Annotated in this window: 19 protein-coding genes; 7 read left to right on the top strand and 12 right to left on the bottom strand. The window is 66.6% G+C overall.

Annotation, left to right across the window (positions count from 1 at the left end; genetic code table 11):
• Positions 1-36: 36 nt before the first annotated feature.
• From tilS to secB, 4 genes are read right to left on the bottom strand one after another with little or no spacing between them, the layout of a single operon-like run.
• On the bottom strand, positions 37-1,056 hold the full coding sequence (gene tilS, locus ACPVPU_RS15220) for a tRNA lysidine(34) synthetase TilS (RefSeq protein WP_448658821.1): 1,020 nt from the start codon (positions 1,054-1,056) through the stop codon (positions 37-39).
• Positions 1,057-1,099: 43 nt separating this feature from the next.
• The gene (trpS, locus tag ACPVPU_RS15215; protein WP_448658820.1) at positions 1,100-2,107 is read right to left on the bottom strand and encodes a tryptophan--tRNA ligase; all 1,008 of its coding nucleotides are present in this window, start codon (positions 2,105-2,107) and stop codon (positions 1,100-1,102) included.
• A gap of 9 nt (positions 2,108-2,116) precedes the next feature.
• A complete protein-coding gene (murJ, locus tag ACPVPU_RS15210; protein ID WP_448658819.1) occupies positions 2,117-3,697 on the bottom strand; it encodes a murein biosynthesis integral membrane protein MurJ in 1,581 nt (526 codons plus the stop codon).
• 24 nt (positions 3,698-3,721) lie between these two features.
• Complete coding sequence (secB, locus tag ACPVPU_RS15205) at positions 3,722-4,243, bottom strand: protein-export chaperone SecB (RefSeq protein ID WP_448658818.1); 522 nt, start codon at positions 4,241-4,243, stop codon at positions 3,722-3,724.
• A 182-nt stretch (positions 4,244-4,425) separates the two neighbouring features.
• Here secB and ACPVPU_RS15200 point away from each other — a divergent pair, with 182 nt between their 5' ends.
• The 4 genes from ACPVPU_RS15200 to ACPVPU_RS15185 all read left to right on the top strand — a co-directional run bounded on the left by ACPVPU_RS15200 (position 4,426) and on the right by ACPVPU_RS15185 (position 8,727).
• Positions 4,426-5,070, top strand: a complete 645-nt coding sequence (locus ACPVPU_RS15200; protein WP_448660548.1) for a Tim44/TimA family putative adaptor protein — start codon at positions 4,426-4,428, stop codon at positions 5,068-5,070.
• Between the two features lie 20 nt (positions 5,071-5,090).
• Entirely contained in the window at positions 5,091-6,368 is a 1,278-nt protein-coding gene (locus ACPVPU_RS15195; RefSeq protein ID WP_448658817.1) for an MltA domain-containing protein, read from the top strand.
• On the top strand, positions 6,355-6,942 hold the full coding sequence (locus tag ACPVPU_RS15190; RefSeq protein ID WP_448658816.1) for a Smr/MutS family protein: 588 nt from the start codon (positions 6,355-6,357) through the stop codon (positions 6,940-6,942). Before ACPVPU_RS15195 ends, ACPVPU_RS15190 begins: the two co-directional genes overlap by 14 nt.
• Positions 6,943-7,053: 111 nt before the next feature.
• A complete protein-coding gene (locus ACPVPU_RS15185) occupies positions 7,054-8,727 on the top strand; it encodes a putative bifunctional diguanylate cyclase/phosphodiesterase (RefSeq protein WP_448658815.1) in 1,674 nt (557 codons plus the stop codon).
• On the opposite strand, the gene dapE is transcribed toward ACPVPU_RS15185, so the two are convergent.
• Positions 8,696-9,826, bottom strand: a complete 1,131-nt coding sequence (dapE, locus tag ACPVPU_RS15180; RefSeq protein ID WP_448658814.1) for a succinyl-diaminopimelate desuccinylase — start codon at positions 9,824-9,826, stop codon at positions 8,696-8,698. The two genes, ACPVPU_RS15185 and dapE, sit on opposite strands and share 32 nt — an antisense overlap.
• A 190-nt stretch (positions 9,827-10,016) precedes the next feature.
• On the opposite strand from dapE, the gene ACPVPU_RS15175 reads away from it, so the two are divergent.
• Positions 10,017-10,481 carry a cupin domain-containing protein gene (locus ACPVPU_RS15175; protein ID WP_448658812.1) on the top strand — a complete coding sequence of 155 codons (465 nt, stop codon included), beginning with the start codon at positions 10,017-10,019 and terminating at the stop codon, positions 10,479-10,481.
• A gap of 147 nt (positions 10,482-10,628) precedes the next feature.
• On the opposite strand, the gene ACPVPU_RS15170 is transcribed toward ACPVPU_RS15175, so the two are convergent.
• The 7 genes from ACPVPU_RS15170 to rpmH form a co-directional block, all read right to left on the bottom strand.
• On the bottom strand, positions 10,629-11,297 hold the full coding sequence (locus ACPVPU_RS15170) for a glutathione S-transferase family protein (RefSeq protein ID WP_448658811.1): 669 nt from the start codon (positions 11,295-11,297) through the stop codon (positions 10,629-10,631).
• A gap of 82 nt (positions 11,298-11,379) precedes the next feature.
• Complete coding sequence (locus ACPVPU_RS15165) at positions 11,380-11,733, bottom strand: gamma-glutamylcyclotransferase family protein (protein WP_448658810.1); 354 nt, start codon at positions 11,731-11,733, stop codon at positions 11,380-11,382.
• A 2-nt stretch (positions 11,734-11,735) separates the two neighbouring features.
• Entirely contained in the window at positions 11,736-12,383 is a 648-nt protein-coding gene (yihA, locus tag ACPVPU_RS15160; protein ID WP_448658809.1) for a ribosome biogenesis GTP-binding protein YihA/YsxC, read from the bottom strand.
• Positions 12,380-14,080 (bottom strand): membrane protein insertase YidC, encoded by a 1,701-nt coding sequence (yidC, locus tag ACPVPU_RS15155; protein WP_448658808.1) that lies wholly within the window; start codon positions 14,078-14,080, stop codon positions 12,380-12,382. Before yidC ends, yihA begins: the two co-directional genes overlap by 4 nt.
• A gap of 21 nt (positions 14,081-14,101) precedes the next feature.
• Positions 14,102-14,296 (bottom strand): membrane protein insertion efficiency factor YidD, encoded by a 195-nt coding sequence (gene yidD / locus ACPVPU_RS15150; RefSeq protein WP_448660547.1) that lies wholly within the window; start codon positions 14,294-14,296, stop codon positions 14,102-14,104.
• A gap of 29 nt (positions 14,297-14,325) precedes the next feature.
• Positions 14,326-14,667 (bottom strand): ribonuclease P protein component, encoded by a 342-nt coding sequence (gene rnpA, locus ACPVPU_RS15145; protein ID WP_448660546.1) that lies wholly within the window; start codon positions 14,665-14,667, stop codon positions 14,326-14,328.
• Positions 14,664-14,798 carry a 50S ribosomal protein L34 gene (gene rpmH / locus ACPVPU_RS15140; RefSeq protein ID WP_448660545.1) on the bottom strand — a complete coding sequence of 45 codons (135 nt, stop codon included), beginning with the start codon at positions 14,796-14,798 and terminating at the stop codon, positions 14,664-14,666. Before rpmH ends, rnpA begins: the two co-directional genes overlap by 4 nt.
• A 242-nt stretch (positions 14,799-15,040) precedes the next feature.
• Here rpmH and ACPVPU_RS15135 point away from each other — a divergent pair, with 242 nt between their 5' ends.
• Both ACPVPU_RS15135 and ACPVPU_RS15130 read left to right on the top strand, forming a co-directional pair.
• A complete protein-coding gene (locus tag ACPVPU_RS15135; RefSeq protein WP_448658807.1) occupies positions 15,041-16,549 on the top strand; it encodes a YifB family Mg chelatase-like AAA ATPase in 1,509 nt (502 codons plus the stop codon).
• A gap of 48 nt (positions 16,550-16,597) precedes the next feature.
• Positions 16,598-17,029, top strand: coding sequence for a DUF805 domain-containing protein (locus tag ACPVPU_RS15130; RefSeq protein ID WP_448658805.1), 432 nt, complete (start codon positions 16,598-16,600; stop codon positions 17,027-17,029).
• Positions 17,030-17,045: the final 16 nt, after the last annotated feature.

Below are 17,045 nucleotides of genomic sequence, written 5' to 3'. Positions count from 1 at the left end.
GGCCAGCGACCCTTAATAGCAATGGAACAGTGTCGATCAGGCTGATCGACGCGGCGGTGCGGGGCGAAAGTGCCACAACTGGCCCTTCACGCTGGCCATCACCCCGGCCTGGGTGGCCGATCGGCCCGATTCAAGCGCCGAAAGCAATGGCTGGACGTCAGCGTCCGGCGAAAACGGGGGCGAATCGATTCCCGTCAGGCACCGCGCCTCTGCCAGCGCCTGCCGAAGCAATCGTCGCCGCAGCTCCAGCGGCACGTCGGACACGTCGATCCGCACCGTGCCCGCCGCCGCATCGCACTGGCTCCGTTCCTGCCATAGCCGGTCGCGCACCGCGTCCAGCGCCTCGTCCGCCTCGGCCAGGCGCTGCCCCGTCCGCGCCAGCATCTCGGGCCGCAGCCAGGGATGGTCGGCCAGCATCGCGCGGGTCCGCACGCGTTCATATGCCGGATCGGCATTGCCGGGATCATCGGCAAACGGGATGCCCCCCGCCTGCACCAAAGCGCGCAGCTCCGCGCGGGTCCAGCGGAGCAGCGGGCGGATGAGCAGGGTGCCGTCCAGCAACCGGCGTGCCGGGATGGCGCGCATCCCGCTCAACCCGACGCCGCGGGCGGCGCGCATCAGCATGGTCTCCGCCTGATCATCGGCCTGATGCGCGGTCGCCAGCCCCGCCGCCCCCGCTGCGACGGCCCACTGCGTCAGGGCATTGTACCGCCCCTCCCGCGCCCGGGCCTGAACCGCCGGGCCGGGGTTCAGCCCGATCAGGGTAAGCGTTGCGTGCGGCACGCTCAGATGGGCGCAATGATCGGCAACCATCGCCGCCTCTGCCGCCGATTCAGGCCGCAGCCCGTGATCGACCGTCGCAGCGACGATCCGCCCCGGCTCGCCGCTGCCATAGGCCGCATGGGCCAGGGTCAGCATCGCCATGCTGTCCGCCCCGCCGGAAACCGCCAATGCCAGGGGGGCACCGGATCGCGGTTCTTGCTGCAGCAATGCCTGCACGGCGATGCGAAACCGCTCGATAACGGGTTCAGGCAACAGACCTGTCATGCCGGCCATGGTTCACGCCGCACCGATGCGGGGTCAAGCCGCCCGGCGCGGTTCAGAGTTGCAAACCCATCGCATCCTGGGCCTGGCGAAGCGTCGGTGCGGCAAGCGCATTGGCCCGGGCCGCACCCTCGGCCAGCGCCTTGCCGATCGCCGCCCGGTCCGCCAACAGCGCGGTCATGCGGTCGCGGATCGGCCCCAGCGTGGCGATCATCCGGTCGGCCAGCGCCGGCTTGAACTGGCCAAAGCCCTGGCCGGCGAATTCGGCCAGCACGGCGGCGGGGCTGCGCCCGTCCAATGCGGCATAGATGGTGACCAGGTTCTTTGCCTCCGCCCGGCCCGCCAGCCCGTCCATCTCGCCCGGCAGCGGTTCGGCATCGGTGCGCGCCTTGCGGCATTTCTGGGCGATCAGGTCGTCGTTGTCGGTCAGGTTGATGCGCGACCCGTCCGACGGATCGGATTTCGACATCTTGGCGGACCCGTCCCGCAACGACATGACCCGCGGGGCGGCTGCACCGATCATCGGTTCGGGCAGGGGAAACAGGTCGATGCCGAAATCGGTGTTGAACTTGGTGGCGATGTTGCGGGCCAGCTCCAGATGCTGCTTCTGGTCCTCGCCGACCGGCACATGCGTTGCCTTGTACACCAGCACGTCGGCCGCCTGCAGCACGGGATAGGTGAACAGGCCGACGCTCGCGCCCTCGCTGTTCTTGCCCGCCTTGTCCTTCCACTGCGTCATCTTGTTCAGCCAGCCCATCCGCGCCGTGCCGCCCAGCAGCCAGGCAAGCTCGCTGTGTGCGGGAACGCGCGCCTGGTTGAACAGGATGGACTTTGCCGGGTCGATGCCCGCTGCCATCAGCGCAGCCGCCATTTCGATCGTCGCATTGGCCAGCGCCGCCGGTTCCTGGTGCACGGTCAGGGCGTGCAGGTCGGCCAGGAAGAACAGCGACTGGCCGCCGCCCGATGCCACCTGATCCTGCATTGCCACCCATTGCTTGATGGCGCCCAGATAGTTGCCGAGATGAAGGTTGCCGGTGGGCTGGATGCCGGAGACGACACGCATGATGTTCGATCAATCCTCTGTTGGGGGTACTGGCCGCCGCCGCGACACCAACGCACGCAATTCGGCCGGACGGAATGCGCCGGTGGCCAGGCTGGCCACGCCATAGATCAGGCATCCGCCGGCGACCAGCGCGGCCATGCCGACGATCCGGACCCACAGGTCGCCGGTGGTCCAGGGCGCGATCAGCCGGTCGATCCAGAACAGCGCAAATCCCATCAGGATGGCCGCGACGAACAGGCGGGGGATGCGGCGGCGAAGCTGGGCGTCCGCCTCGAAATCGCCGCGCTTGCGCAACGTGCGGTACAACAGGCTGACATTGACGATCGCCGCCAGCGTCGTGGCAAGCGGCGGCCCCAGATGCCCGATCGTCGGGATCAGCGACAGATTGGCGATCAGGTTCACCCCGATCGACAAGGTGGCGTAGCGCACCGGCGTCCTTGTGTCCGACCGCGCATGATAGGCGGGGGTCAGCAGCTTGATCAGCACATAGGCGGGCAGGCCCAGCGCAAATCCGCCCAGCGCCAGCGCGGTGGCGCGGGTATCGCCGCTGTCGAACATGCCGTGCTGGAACAGCGCCCGCACGATCGGCTCGCCAGCGACGATCAGGGCAACCGCCGCGGGCAGGGTGAGCAGCAGCGCCAGTTCGATCCCGCGATTCTGCGTTGCCATCGCCTGCGCATGGTCGCCACCCGACAATTGCCGGGACAGGGTTGGCAACAGGATCGTGCCCAGCCCGATGCCGATCAGGCCCAGCGGCAGATCGGACAGCCGGTTGGCGTAATAGATGTGACTGACCGATCCGGTATCCAGCAGGCTGGCGGCAAGCGCGGTCGATACCACCAGGTTGATCTGCATCGCGCCGGCCCCGACCGCCGCCGGCACGATCAGCCGCATCAGCTGGCGGATATCGGGGGTCAGCCGGGCCATGCGCAGGCGCAGCGACACACCGGACATCCGGCAAGCGATGATCAGCCAGATGAGCTGCAACACGCCTCCAATCGTGACCGCCACCGCCTGGACCGTCGCGGTGCGATAGGGATCGTCGCCATGGAACAGCAACAGGCCGCCGACCATCGACAGGTTGAGCAGGATCGGCGCGGCGGCGTTCGCCCAGTATTTCTCGAACGAATTGAGGATGCCGCCCAGCAACGAAGTGAGCGAGATCAGCAACAGATAGGGAATCGTGATCCGCGACAGCATCACCGCATAGGCGAAATCGTCCGGGCTGGGATCGTTGAACCCCAGCGACAGGGCATAGGTCAGCGGCCATGCGGCGATCAGCATGACCGTCGTCATCGCGACCAGGACCGGGAACAGCACGGCCAGCGCCTGTTCGGCGAACAGGATACCGGCCGGTCGCCCGCCGCCTTCGGCGATGCGCCGGTTGAACATCGGTACGAACGCCGCCGAAAACGCCCCCTCGGCAAACAGCGCCCGGAACATGTTGGGCAGGCGGAACGCGACCAGGAACGCGTCGGAGGCAAAGCTGGCCCCCACGAACGCCGCCTGCAACGTGTCGCGGCCAAGCGCCAGGAACCGGCTGACCAGCGTCAGCCCGCCGACCGATCCCAGCGATTTAACCAGATTCACCGGGCGGCCCCCCGTCGCGCGGGATCAGGCCTGGCCGCTGGTGGGAAAATCGCCGCCGATCTGACCCTGGCCACCCTGCGCCGCTGCCTGCTGCATGTACAGCGCGCCGAAATCGATCGGCTCCAAGAGCAGCGGCGGGAAACCGCCGTCGCGCACCTGGTCGGCCAGCACGCGGCGGGCAAAGGGGAACAGGATGCGGGGCGCTTCGCCCAGCAGGAACGGCTGAAGATGATCCTCGGGGATGTTGCGCAGACCGAACAGCCCGGCAAAGGACAGGTCGACGATATACATCACGCGCCCGTCGATTTCGGCCCGCGCCTCGATCTTCAGGACGACCTCGTGCACGCCGTCCCCGACCTGCGACGCACCGATATTGAACTGCACGTCCAGCTTGGGCTGGCCTTCCTGCAGCTGGTAAATGGCCGGCGCATTGGGATTTTCGAAGGACAGGTCCTTCACATATTGCGAAATGACGCTGGCCGCGGGGGCCGTGTCGGCACCATTGGCCATCGGCGCCTCATCCCCGTCATTCTGCTCGATCGCCATTGCCCTGTCCCTTGATGTTCACTGTGGAAAAGCGCCGGAGATGTCCCTCCCGGCTGCGAGCGCCCGCGCCTAGCAGGGGCAGGCGGCAAGTTCAACGGGGGCGGGGAACCGAACAGGCCCAAGGTTCATTTGAAACCCGGCGCACTTCTGCCTATGTTGGATCGATCATGACCGGTGGCCCCATTCTCTTCATCGTCCTGCTCGCAATGGTTGCGGGCTTCTTGGCACTTCGCCTGTATTCCGTGCTGGGCAAACGGACGGGGCATGAACAGCCTCTGCCGAAACCCGCCGAAGAACGGGGGCCGATGCCGGTCTCGCAGCGTCCGGTTGAAAAACCCGGCGATTTCCGCGAGCCCGCCGTCCGCACGGTCGAGCCCGGCGCAGAGGCCGGTGTCCGCGCCATCATCGATGCCGACCCCCGGTTCGACGTCACCCAGTTCCTGTCGGGTGCGCGTTCGGCCTATGAGATGATCCTCGACGCCTTCTGGAAGGGCGACCGGGACTCGCTGGCCTGGCTGGTCGAGGATGACGTGCGCGAGGGGTTTGAAGCCGCCATCGAAGAGCGCAATGCAGCCGGGCAGGTGCTGGACAATCGCGTGGTTGCCATCGAACGGGCCGTAATCACTGCGGCACGGCTTGAATCGGGCGTGGCCGAGGTTATCGTCCGGTTCGATGCCGACATTGCTGCGGTGACGCGCGACCGAGACGGTGCGGTGATCGCGGGATCCCTGTCCGATGCGGTGCAAACCCATGACATCTGGACGTTCAGCCGCCGGCTGCGCAGTGACGATCCGAACTGGAAGCTGAGCGAAACCGACGAAGCCTGAACGAACGGGAGCAGCATGGCATGACGGGGAGGCAACGGGCAGCGCTGGCCGGTATGCTGGCGCTGTGGACGGCCGGTTGTGCCAATACGCTGGTGCCCCGCGCCGATGGTGCGGCTGCGCGGCCCGCGACGCTCCCTGCTCGTGTTAACCCGCCCACCGCTCAACCAGCGGCCCGGCCTCCCGCCGGCTCTACCCCCATCGCGCCTTTGCCCGCACCGGCAGTGACGGCCGCGACGACCAGCGCGTCGCAGGCAGCGTTGACGGCCGGTCCATCGCTGACCACGCTGCCGCTGGACGACGCGGTGGCCGAACGCGCGCTGGCTGCCTTTCGCCTATCCTGTCCATCGTTGATCCGCCGCACGGACGCCTCGGGGCTGACGCGCGGGGCCGACTGGCAAGCGGCCTGTGCCGCCGCGACCGGTGCGCGCAATGCCCGCCAGTTTTTCGCCGATCAGTTCGAAACGGTCCAGGTCGCCGATGGCAAGGCCTTTGCCACCGGCTATTACGAGCCCGAAATCGCCGGGTCGCGACGACGTGGCGGGCCATACCAGACCCCGGTCTATGCCCGTCCAACCGATCTGGTCGATGTCGCCTTGGGCGATTTTTCGGACGATCTGAAGGGCAAGACGGTGCGTGGCCGCGTGGTCGACGGCAAGCTCGTTCCCTATCACGACCGCACCGCGATCGAAAACGGCGCGCTGGCAGGGAAGGGGCTGGAACTCGGCTGGGCCGCCGATCCGATCGAATTGTTCTTCCTGCAGATTCAGGGGTCCGGGCGGCTTCGGCTGCCGGATGGCGGGGTGCTTCGCATCGGCTATGCGGGGCAGAACGGCCATGCCTATACCGGCATCGGTGCGTTGATGCGCGACCGTGGCCTGCTGGCGCCCGGCCAGGCGTCGATGCAGGGCATCATGGGCTGGTTGCGCGCCAATCCGGCCGAGGGCCAGGCGATCATGCGCGAAAACAAGAGCTATGTGTTTTTCACGGAACTGACCGGGGCGGGGCCGCTCGGGGCGATGGGCCTGCCGGTCACCGGCCAGGCGAGCGTCGCTGCCGATCCGAAATTCGTGCCGCTGGGCGCACCGGTATTTCTGTCGATGGACCGGGCCGATGCAAACGGCCTGTGGGTGGCACAGGATACCGGCGGCGCGATCCGTGGCCCCAACCGCTTCGACACCTTCTGGGGCGCGGGCGACACCGCGCGGGCGGTTGCCGGGGGCATGTCTGCGCGCGGCACGGCCTTTCTGCTGCTGCCAAAGGGGACGCTGGCGCGGCTCGGGCGCAATGCGACGCCTTGATCCGGCGGAGGCCGCGCTCTGGGCACGGGTGATGGCCAGCGTCCGGCCCCTGCGCGCTCCTCGGCCCGTCCAGGCCCTGTCCGGGCCGATGGTCGCGGCAGCCTCGCTTCCCGGCGCAAGGGCGAAACCCCCGGTCGGCGCGGCGCAGCCGCCAAAGGGCCGTGTCCCGCAGGCCCGGCCCGTCCCCCCGGCCCCGCCGCCGCCCCGGTTGATCGACGGATCGCTGGACAGCGGCTGGGAACGTCGGATCGCACGCGGACAAGTGCAGCCCGACAGCAGCATCGACCTGCATGGTCACAGCCTGGCCGAGGCACATCAGGTGCTGGATGCGGGATTGAGCCGGGCGTTGGCTCGCGGCGACCGGGTGCTGCTGCTGGTGACCGGCAAGCCTCCCCGGCCCGAATCCGAAAGACCGCACGCCCGGGGGGCCATCCGCGCCGCCGTGCGCGATTGGCTGGCCATGTCGCGCCATGCGGATTCGATTGCGGCCGTGCGCGCCGCCCATCCGCGTCATGGCGGTGCGGGGGCATTGTACATCGTGCTGCGAAGAAATGCCGCGGGCGGCCGGCGCTGATTGAACTTTCTTAACGTCTCGGCCTGAAAAGGCGCGCTTCGGCCGGTGCCATCCGGGCAGCGCCGCAGTCAGGGGCCCGTGCCGGATTCGATGAGGCATCGTTCGTGCAGGATGCGTGCGGGCGGCCTTGCCTTGCTGGCGGGGACGTTGACGTTCGCGTTGATCCTCCTCATCGCCAACGCCCCCCCAACTGCGGACGGATTTGGCGCTGCACTGATCGCGGCGACGCTGTGCTCGGCATCTGCATGGATCGTCGCGCAACGGACGCTTGAGGCGACGGATACGGCCCTGTCGGCTGCGATCGACCGGATCGACCTGGCGGGCGGCGGCGATCTGGCCAGTCCCGTCCCCGATACCATCGACCGGGAAATGCCGGCGCTGGCCACGGCGATGCGCGGCCTGTTCGCGCAGATGGAGGCCAGTCTGGACAGCGTACACCAGCTGGCGCTGTTCGATCCCGTCACCGGCCTGCCGAACCGATTGCATTTTCGGCGGAGTTGCGAGCGGATGTTGAACGTCAACGGCATGCAGGGGGCGTCGGCATTGCTGTTCGTCGATCTCGACCGGTTCAAATCCGTGAACGACCGGTTCGGCCACGCCTGCGGCGACCAGTTGCTCGGCATGGTGGCCGACCGGCTGCGCGGAGTGGGTGACCGGTTTCGGGTGATCCTGAACGGCGAGGGCGGTTCCCCGCCGCTGATCGGGCGGCTGGCGGGCGACGAGTTCACGCTGTTCGTGCCTGCACTGGGCGATCCGGCACAGGCGCAGCGGATGGGCGATGCCATCCTGACGGCGCTGACCGAACCCTTTCCCATTCAGGGGCAGGACGTGCAGATCGGTGCATCGATCGGCATCGCCATCTGTCCGGATCACGGTACCAGCCTGACCGAATTGATGCGGGCCGCAGACACGGCGATGTACCGTGCAAAGGGCGATGGTCGCGGCCGTACCGCGCATTACAGCGAAGCCATGGCGGAGGCCGCGCAGCGGCGGGCCATGCTGGAACGCGAACTGCGCGAAGCCGTCGAGCGGGAGCAGTTCGAGTTGCATTTCCAGCCCCAGGTGGCCGCAGCCGGTGGCCGCGTGATCGCGGCTGAGGCGCTGTTGCGGTGGCGGCATGCCGACGGGTTGCTGCTACCCGGCGCATTCATCGATTGTGCCGAGGAAACCGGGCTGATCGTCGAGATCGGCGAACAGGTGATCGACCGCGTGGCCAATACGATCGTCCGCTGGGCCAGGATCGGCGCCGAACAGCGGCTGACGGTCAATATCAGCCCGCGTCAGATCGACCATGCGAGCTTTTTCCGGCGCCTGCGCAGCGCGTTGATGGCATCGGGCGCGCCGGCGTCGCTACTGGAACTGGAGCTGACAGAGACGCTGGCGATGACGTGCAGCGACGATGTGATCGACGCCATCACCGCCCTGCGCGCAGACGGGGCGACCATCGCCATTGATGATTTCGGCACCGGCTATTCCAACCTCGCCCGGTTGCGCGCATTGCCGATCGACCGGATCAAGCTGGACCGCAGCCTGATTCAGGACATCGCCGAACGGGCCGACGCGCGGGCGGTGGCCCAGGCGGTGATCGGGCTGGTGCACGGTCTTGGCTGTACGGCCGTTGCTGAGGGAATCGAAACCGAAGCGCAGGCCGAAGTGCTGCGGATCATCGGTTGCGAGGCATTGCAGGGCTATGCCATCGCCCCACCGATGGACGAGGTGGTGTTCATGCGCTGGGTCGCCGAACAGGCCGAAGTCAGGATGCCGCCCCCAGCGCTTCGCGCGTGATGTCGGCATAGATTGCGGTCAGCGCGATCAGATCGTCCAGCGCCACCGCCTCATCCAGCTTGTGCATCGTGGCATTGAGCAGCCCGAACTCGATCGTCGGCGCGATCCGGGACAGGAAGCGCGCATCGGAAGTGCCGCCGGTGGTCGACAGTTCCGGACGGATGCCCCGGTACCGTTCGATCACATCGGCGACCATTGTCGACAGTGCACCGGGCGGGGTCAGGAACGCCTCGCCCGACACGACGGGGCGGACGACGGCTTCCGGGGCATGGGCATGGACGATGGCGCGGATGCGTTCGCCCAGTCCGGCGCCGGTATGCAGGTCGTTGAAGCGGATCGACAGCCGGGCCGATGCCTTGGCCGGGATGACGTTCGTCGCCGGGTTGCCGACCGTGATGTCCGTCACCTCAATATTCGACGGCTGGAACCAGTCGATGCCATCGTCCAGCACCACCGCGTCGATTTCGGCCAGCGCGGCGATCAGGCGCGGGATCGGATTATCGGCCAGGTGCGGATAGGCGACATGACCCTGCTTGCCCGGCACGTCGATCCAGATGTTCACGGACCCGCGCCGCCCGATCTTTACCATGTCCCCCAGTCGCGCAACGCTGGTCGGCTCGCCCACCAGGATCGCGTCGGGCACCAGGCTGCGCTCCGCCATCCGGTCCATCAGCGCGCGGGTGCCGAACACCGCCGGTCCCTCCTCGTCGCCGGTGATGATCAGGCTGACCGTGCCCGCTTCGGCCGGGATTTGCGCCACCGCAGCGACAAAGGCAGCAATCGCGCCCTTCATGTCCACCGCGCCGCGACCATGGAGCAGGTCGCCGCGCACCTGCGGCTCGAACGGATCGCTGGCCCATCCCAGCCCCGGCGGCACGACATCGACATGCCCGGCAAAGGCGAAATGCCGCCCGCCCGTGCCGCGTACCGCCAGCAGGTTTTCGACCGGCCCGTCGGGTGCGTCGCCCGCCACAAATCGCTCGACTGCAAATCCCAGCGGGATCAGTGCGGCTTCCAGCACGTCGAACACTGAACCCGTCGCCGGGGTGACGCTCGGCGCAGCGATAAGCTTCTTGGTGAGTTCGATGGGATCGGGCAACAAGGGGTTTCCGTCAAAGCTGAGTGCGTTCAAGGGGACGATCTTCCTCCCGCTCGTGCGGAGCTTGTCGAAGCACTGATTTTCTTCTTCCGTGCCGTAGACTCGCCGATCGGAACAAGGACAATGCTTCGACAAGCTCAGCATGAGCGGGTCAAGTTCAACGCTCGATGCCCTAGCGCAGGATTCGCCGATGCCCAAGCTGGACCTTGATGCCGTGCCTCAGACCAATGCCACCGGCTATCCGCCGCCCTTCGACGCGCCGGTGCAGGGGCGCTGGTATCGTCGCCTCGCCCCAGCCGCTGGCCTGACGCAGTTCGGTGCCAGCCATGTCGTGCTGAAACCGGGTGCATGGTCGTCGCAGCGCCATTGGCATGATGGCGAGGACGAGCTGGTCGTGATGATCGCCGGTGAAGCGGTGCTGATCGAGGATGGCGGCGAGACGGTGATGCGGGTGGGCGACATCGCCGCTTTTCCGGCGGGGTCGACGAATGGCCATCATCTGGTCAACCGCAGCGATGCCGATTGCGTGTTCGTCGCCATCGGCGCGGGCGACCGGGCGGCAGGCGGCAGCTATTCCGACATCGACATGCGGTTCACGGCCAACGGCTATCAGCACAAGGACGGAACGCCCTATCCGGTCGAGCGGCTCCGCTGAGGCACGCTGTAACCGATCGCATCCACCTCACGCCCGTTCGTGCTGAGCTTGTCGAAGCACTGCCTTTTCTTGCGGCGGTGAAGGGAAAAGGCAGCACTTCGACAAGCTCAGTGCAAACGTGTCAGATTCAAAGCTCTATGCTTTGGATCAGCCCTGAACCGGTCCCTCATATTTCTCGATCACCCAGTCCTCGGCCTGGGCACAGGCGATCCAGTCCTGCATCCAGGGATGGGTCAGCACCGCGTGCATATAGGCCGGGGCAAAGCGCGCGACGGGGAGCGAATAGGTGACGAGGCGCGTCACGACCGGCGCGAACATCGCATCGGCTGCGCTGAACTGGCCGAACAGGAATTCGCCGTCGCCGCCGAAGCGGGCCCGCGCCTGTGCCCAAAGTTCCATGATCCGCTGGATATCCTGCAGCACGTCCTCGTCCGGCTTTTGCGGGGGATAGACCTGACGGATATTCATGCTGTGCTTGCGGCGGAGCGCGCTGAAGCCCGAATGCATCTCCGCCGCCATCGACCGCGCCATGGCGCGCGCGGCCGGATCCTCCGGCCAGAACCGGCCATTGCCCGATTTCTCGTTCAGATATTCGACGATCGCCAGGCTGTCCCATACGACGATGTCGCCGTCCCACAGGATCGGTACCTTGCCCGATGACGGCGCGAACTCGTCGCCCTCACGACGCTGGTCCCATTCGGCGTCGTAGAGGGGAACGACCACTTCCTCGAACGGCAGGCCCGACAGCTTGCAGGCAAGCCAGCCGCGCATGGACCATGAGGAATAGGCCTTGTTGCCGATATAGAGCTTGAGCATGGCTTGGGCTTAGCCCGGCGGGGCAGGGGCGGCAACCGTCCCTATTGCTCCCTCTGCCGCAAGGGGAGAGGGAAGAAAGGGGTTAGCCCGCCTGCTTCACATAGACCCAGGCTTCCGTGCCGCTTTCTAGCGTCACCCGCACCCGAGCATAGTTCTCGCTCTCATAGATATCGGTCGCGGTCAGTTCCTCCGGCGTCAGGTCGAACACCATGCCCGTAACAGCCGGTGCATCCGCGTCCGGTTCCAGCGCCAGATGCTTCTCTATTCCGCTGGCGTCGAGCACGTCAGGGTCCCGGATGATTACGGTGCCCATGCGCCAGCCGGTCAGGCTGTCCGCCCGGCCGGTGAGCAAGCGGCCATAGGTGGCACGCTGAACGCCCTCCTGTTGCAGCGTGCCATAGGAAAAGACCTGCTCGGTTGCCCGGGCGTGGTCCATGCTCAGGCCGTCACCGCCTCGATGACGGCAGCGCGCAGCTCCGGGATGCCCATGCCCTTTTCGGACGAGGTGGGGATGATCTCCGGATGCGCGGCGGGGCGTTTGCGAGCCTCCGCTTCGGTGCGGGCGAGGACGGCGGCCAGATCGGTCGCCTTTACCTTGTCCGCCTTGGTCAGCACGATGCGGTAGCTGACGGCCGCCTTGTCCAGCATGTCCAGCATTTCGGTATCGACATCCTTGATGCCATGCCGCGAATCGATCAGCACCAGCGCGCGCTTCAGCACCACGCGGCCGCGCAGGAAGTCGTTTACCAGGTATCGCCAGCGGCGGACCATGTCCTTCGGCGCCTTGGCAAAGCCGTAACCAGGCATATCGACCAGGCGAAAAGCCAGCGGGCTGCCGACGTCGAAATAGTTCAGCTCCTGCGTCCGCCCCGGCGTCACCGACGTGCGGGCAAGCGAGGTGCGGCCGGTCAGCGCATTGAGCAGCGATGATTTGCCGACATTGGACCGCCCGGCAAAGGCGATTTCCGGCACCGTCGCATCGGGCAGGAATTCAAGCGCCGGCGCGGATTTCAGGAACGCGATCTGCCCGGCAAACACCTTTCGTGCCGTCTCGATCTCCGCTGCCCGTGCATCGTCCTCCGTCATGCCGGTTTCTGCTTGAGCGCCGGATGCCGGGAATAGAGCCACTGCTGCTGAGCGATGGTCAACAGGTTGGACGTGATCCAGTAGATCTGAAGGCCAACGGCGAACGGCGCCATCATGAACATCAGCATCCACGGCATGATCGCGAACACCTGTTTCTGCACATCGTCCATCGGCGCGGGGTTCAGGCGGAACTGCGCCCACATCGAAATGCCGAGCAGGATGGGGATGACGCCGATCGCAAGGAAACCGGGCGGCGTGAAGTCGAGCAGGCCGAACAGGTTCACCGGCGTCAGCGGATCGGGGGCACTCAGGTCGCGAATCCACAGCGCGAACGGCTGGTGCCGCATTTCGATCGCCAGGATCAGCACCTTGTACAGCGCGAACAGGATCGGAATCTGAATGAGCGTGGGCAGGCATCCGGCCAGCGGATTGACCTTCTCCGTCTTGTACAGCTCCATCATCTTCTGCTGAAGCTGCGCCTTGTCGTCCTTGTAGCGTTCCTGCAGCGCCTTCATCTTCGGCTGCACTGCGCGCATCGACGCCATGCTGGCGAACTGCCGCTGGGCGATCGGGAACAGCACCAGCCGGATGGTGAAGGTCAGCAGGATGATCGCCACGCCGAAATTGCCGACCTGGGTGAAGATCCAGTGCAGGAAATGGAAGATCGGCTTTTCCAGAATTTCGAACCAGCCCCAATCGATGGCTCGGCCGAAATGCGGGATGCCGCTCTGTTCCTCGTACCGGTCCAGGATGTTCACTTCCTTGGCACCAGCAAACACGCGGGTAGTCTGGGTCAGCTGCTGACCGGGGGCAAGCTGTGCGGCGCTGGCCGGTTCGGTATCCACCTGGAACGACCGCTCGCCGGCTGAGATCAGGCGGAGCTCGGACGCCACCTTGGGGTCCGGGATCACGGCCGTCAGCCAATAGTGATCGGAAAACCCGGCATAGCCGCCACGCGTTTCGAAGCGTGTGGCAGTGGGCGTGACTTCGTCATAGTTGATGTAGTTCGCCTTTTCCGCCGTTGCAGCGATCGCGCCGACATGGGCGGTCCACTGATCGACGTCGGCGGACTTCTCGGCCCGGCTCAGATAGCTGAACGGCACGACCTGCACCGGCTGGCCCCCGCCATTGCCCACGGTCTGGGTCGCGGTGAACATATAGGCGTCGTCGACCGCAAGCTGGATGCGATAAACCTGTGCACCCACCTGGGCCGAAAGGGTGACGGGCTGGCCGGGCTTGAGAACGGGCGCGCTCGCCTGCCACACGGTGTTGGCATCCGGCGCGGTCAAGCCGGTGCCGCGCCAGCCGAACCCTGCGAAATAGGCCTTTTCGGTGCCGGAGGGCGAGAAAAGGCGGATCGGCGGGCTATTGCGATCGACCGTCTGGTCATAGCGGGTGAGCACCAGATCGTCGATGCGCGCGCCCTTCAGGTTGATCGATCCCTTCAGCGTCGGCGTGTCGATGGCGACGCGCGGCGTTTCGGCCAGCACCTGATTGCGGTCGCGGATCGCGGCGGGCGTGTTGGCGGCGGGATCGGCGCCCGGATCGGGCTTTGCGATGCGTTCGCCGCCGGCAATCACTTCGGTCGGGCGGGTCACTGCACTGGGATAGACGAAGCGGACGATCGGTTCCCACGCGAACAGGATCAGCGCGGCGATCACCGCAAAGATCAGGAAATTCTTCTGCTCAGTCTTCACCAGTCAGTCCTTGCTTGGCGCTCATGGCACCGGATCATGGCCATGGCCGCCCCATGGATGGCACCGCGCGATCCGCTTGACCGCCAGCCATCCGCCCTTGATCGCCCCATAGCGACCAAGTGCCGTGATTGCATAGGCCGAACAGGACGGGGAATAGCGACAGCTGGGCGGCAGGATCAGCGACGGCCCCAGTTGCCACAACCGGGCCAGACCCATCAGCGCCAGTGCGGGAAGGGACGGCCGGGTCACGTCCCGGCCGCTTTCGGCCGTGCCCGGTCCAGCGCCTTTTTCAGGTCGGCGACGAGTTCGGCAAAGGGGTGTTCGATGCCCGATTGTCGGCCGATCAGCACATGATCGGCCCCGGCAATGCCGTGCGTTGCCAGCACGTCGCGCGCCAATGCGCGGAAACGCCGCTTCATGCGGTTGCGCACGACGGCGTTGCCCACTTTCTTTGATACGGTGTAGCCGATCCGCATCGCCGGATCGCCGTCAGCCCTGTCGCGCACGAGCAGGAGAAACCCCTTGGTCGGTGCGCGCCTGCCGTGATTCGCGGCGAGAAAATCCGCCCGCCGCGTTAGGACGGTCAGGCGGACAGCTTGTTCCGGCCCCGCGCGCGACGCGCGCGGATGATGTTGCGGCCACCCGGAGTCGACATCCGCAGACGGAATCCGTGACGGCGCGCCCGCACCAGGTTGCTCGGCTGAAAAGTCCGCTTCATTGTCCATTCCCGGTAAATCAGAACGAAAAAGGGCCGCCACTTGGACGGCCGGGTTGTGCGCGGCCTTATGCCAGCCGATCGCCAAAGTCAACGCAGAGGGCAGGATCGCCATATCCGACCAGATGGGTCTGGTGTATTGCGTGGACAATACGCCTGTCCTGTTTTTTGCGCTGTGCCCTCTGGCCAGCCCGGCGAAAGCGGGTAAGGTCTGCGCCAACCGGGGTGTTGGGGGAACAGGGCCGTTGGTCGCGATCGTATCGACGGTGGCCTATCTGGGGCTTGAGGCGCGCAGCGTCGAGGTACAGGTATCGCTGGCGCCGGGCCTGCCCAATTTCATCGTGGTCGGCCTGGCGGACAAGGCGGTGGCGGAAAGCCGCGAGCGGGTGCGTGCCGCCATCGCCGCCATCGGCCTGTCGCTGCCGCCCAAGCGGATCACGGTCAACCTGTCGCCCGCCGACCTGCCCAAGGAAGGATCGCATTACGACCTGCCCATCGCCATGGCGTTGCTGGCGGCGATGGGCGTGGCGGACGCGGAAGCGCTGGGCGATTACGTCATCGTCGGGGAACTGGGGCTGGACGGCCGGGTTGCGCCGTCACCCGGCGTCCTGCTGGCCGCGCTGCACGCCGCAGCCGAGGGCAAGGCGCTGATCTGCCCGGCAGGGCAGGGGGCCGAGGCCGCCTGGGCCGGATCGGCGGGCGTGGTGCCCGCAACCGACCTGCTGGGGTTGCTCAATCACCTGAACGGCCTTCAACTGCTGTCCCCGCCGGAGCCGGGCATGGCGGTCGCGGCGGGCAGCGGGCCGGATCTCAACCAGGTGAAGGGCCAGGAGACCGCCAAGCGCGCGCTGGAGATCGCTGCCGCTGGGGGCCACAACCTGTTGATGGTCGGGCCGCCGGGGGCCGGCAAGTCGCTGATGGCGGCGTGCCTGCCCGGCATCCTGCCGCCGCTCGATTCGGCAGAGGCGCTGGAGGTGTCGATGGTCGCCAGCGTCGCGGGGACGCTGGAGGGCGGGCGGATGACGCGGGTGCGCCCGTTCCGCAGCCCGCATCATAGCGCATCCATGGCGGCTTTGGTCGGCGGCGGGCTGAAGGCCAAGCCGGGCGAGGTGAGCATGGCGCATCTGGGCGTGCTGTTCCTCGACGAACTGCCCGAGTTTCAGCGCGCGGTGCTCGATTCGCTGCGCCAGCCGCTCGAGACGGGCACCGTCAGCATCGCGCGGGCCAATGCGCATCTGACCTATCCCGCGCGGGTTCAGCTGGTGGCGGCGATGAATCCCTGCCGCTGCGGCCATCTGGGCGACCCCGCCCTGGCGTGCAGCCGCGCGCCGCGCTGCGCCGCTGATTACCAGGCCAAGGTGTCCGGGCCGTTGCTCGACCGCATCGACCTGCATGTCGAGGTTCAGCCGGTGACCGCTGCCGACCTGATCCTGCCGCCTCCTTCGGAGGGCTCGGCAGAGGTTGGGGGACGGGTGGCGGCGGCGCGGGCGGTTCAGCAGCGGCGCTACGCCGATGTCGCCGCCAGGACCAATGCAGAGGCGGATGGCGACGTGCTGACCGATCATGCGACGCCCGACGATGCTGGCCGCGATCTGCTGGCCAAGGCGGCGGCGGCCATGCGCCTGTCCGCGCGCGGCTATACCCGCGTTCTGCGCGTGGCGCGCACGATTGCCGATCTGGCGGGCAGCGACACGGTGAGCCGCGTGCATGTAGCAGAGGCATTGAGTTACCGGCGACAGGCGCCGCGCGCCTGAGCCTTCCGAACGATCAACCGGGGGAGATGAGCTGTGGAATGGATGCTGATGCCGCTGAAGCGATATGCGGATTTTCAGGGCCGGTCGCGCCGCATGGAATTCTGGATGTTCATGCTCGGCTATTTCGCCGTCGTCGTTGTGATGACCGGTCTTGCCCTTGCGATGGGCATGATGTCCGACTTTGAAACGGGGGAGTTCAGCGCTGGCGTCTGGGTGATCTTCGCCCTGCTCGGTCTGTTCCTGCTGGCCGTGATCATCCCGTCGATTGCGGTGCAGGTCCGCCGTCTGCACGATCAGAATCTGTCGGGTTGGTGGGTGCTTGCCGCCTATGTCCTGTCAAACGTCCCGTTCGTTGGGTTTCTGGTGTCGATCGCCTGGCTGGTCGTCCTCTGCCTGCCCGGCACGCGCGGGCCCAATCGGTTCGGTCCAGATCCGAAAGACCCCTATGGTCATGAGGATGCCGCTGCTACGTTCGGTTGAAGCGCGACCGCTTGCA

The sequence above is a fragment of the Sphingomonas paludis genome, assembly GCF_053502515.1.
The sequence above is the reverse complement of the archived record's forward strand: the minus strand, read 5'-3'. Positions and strand labels throughout refer to the sequence as shown.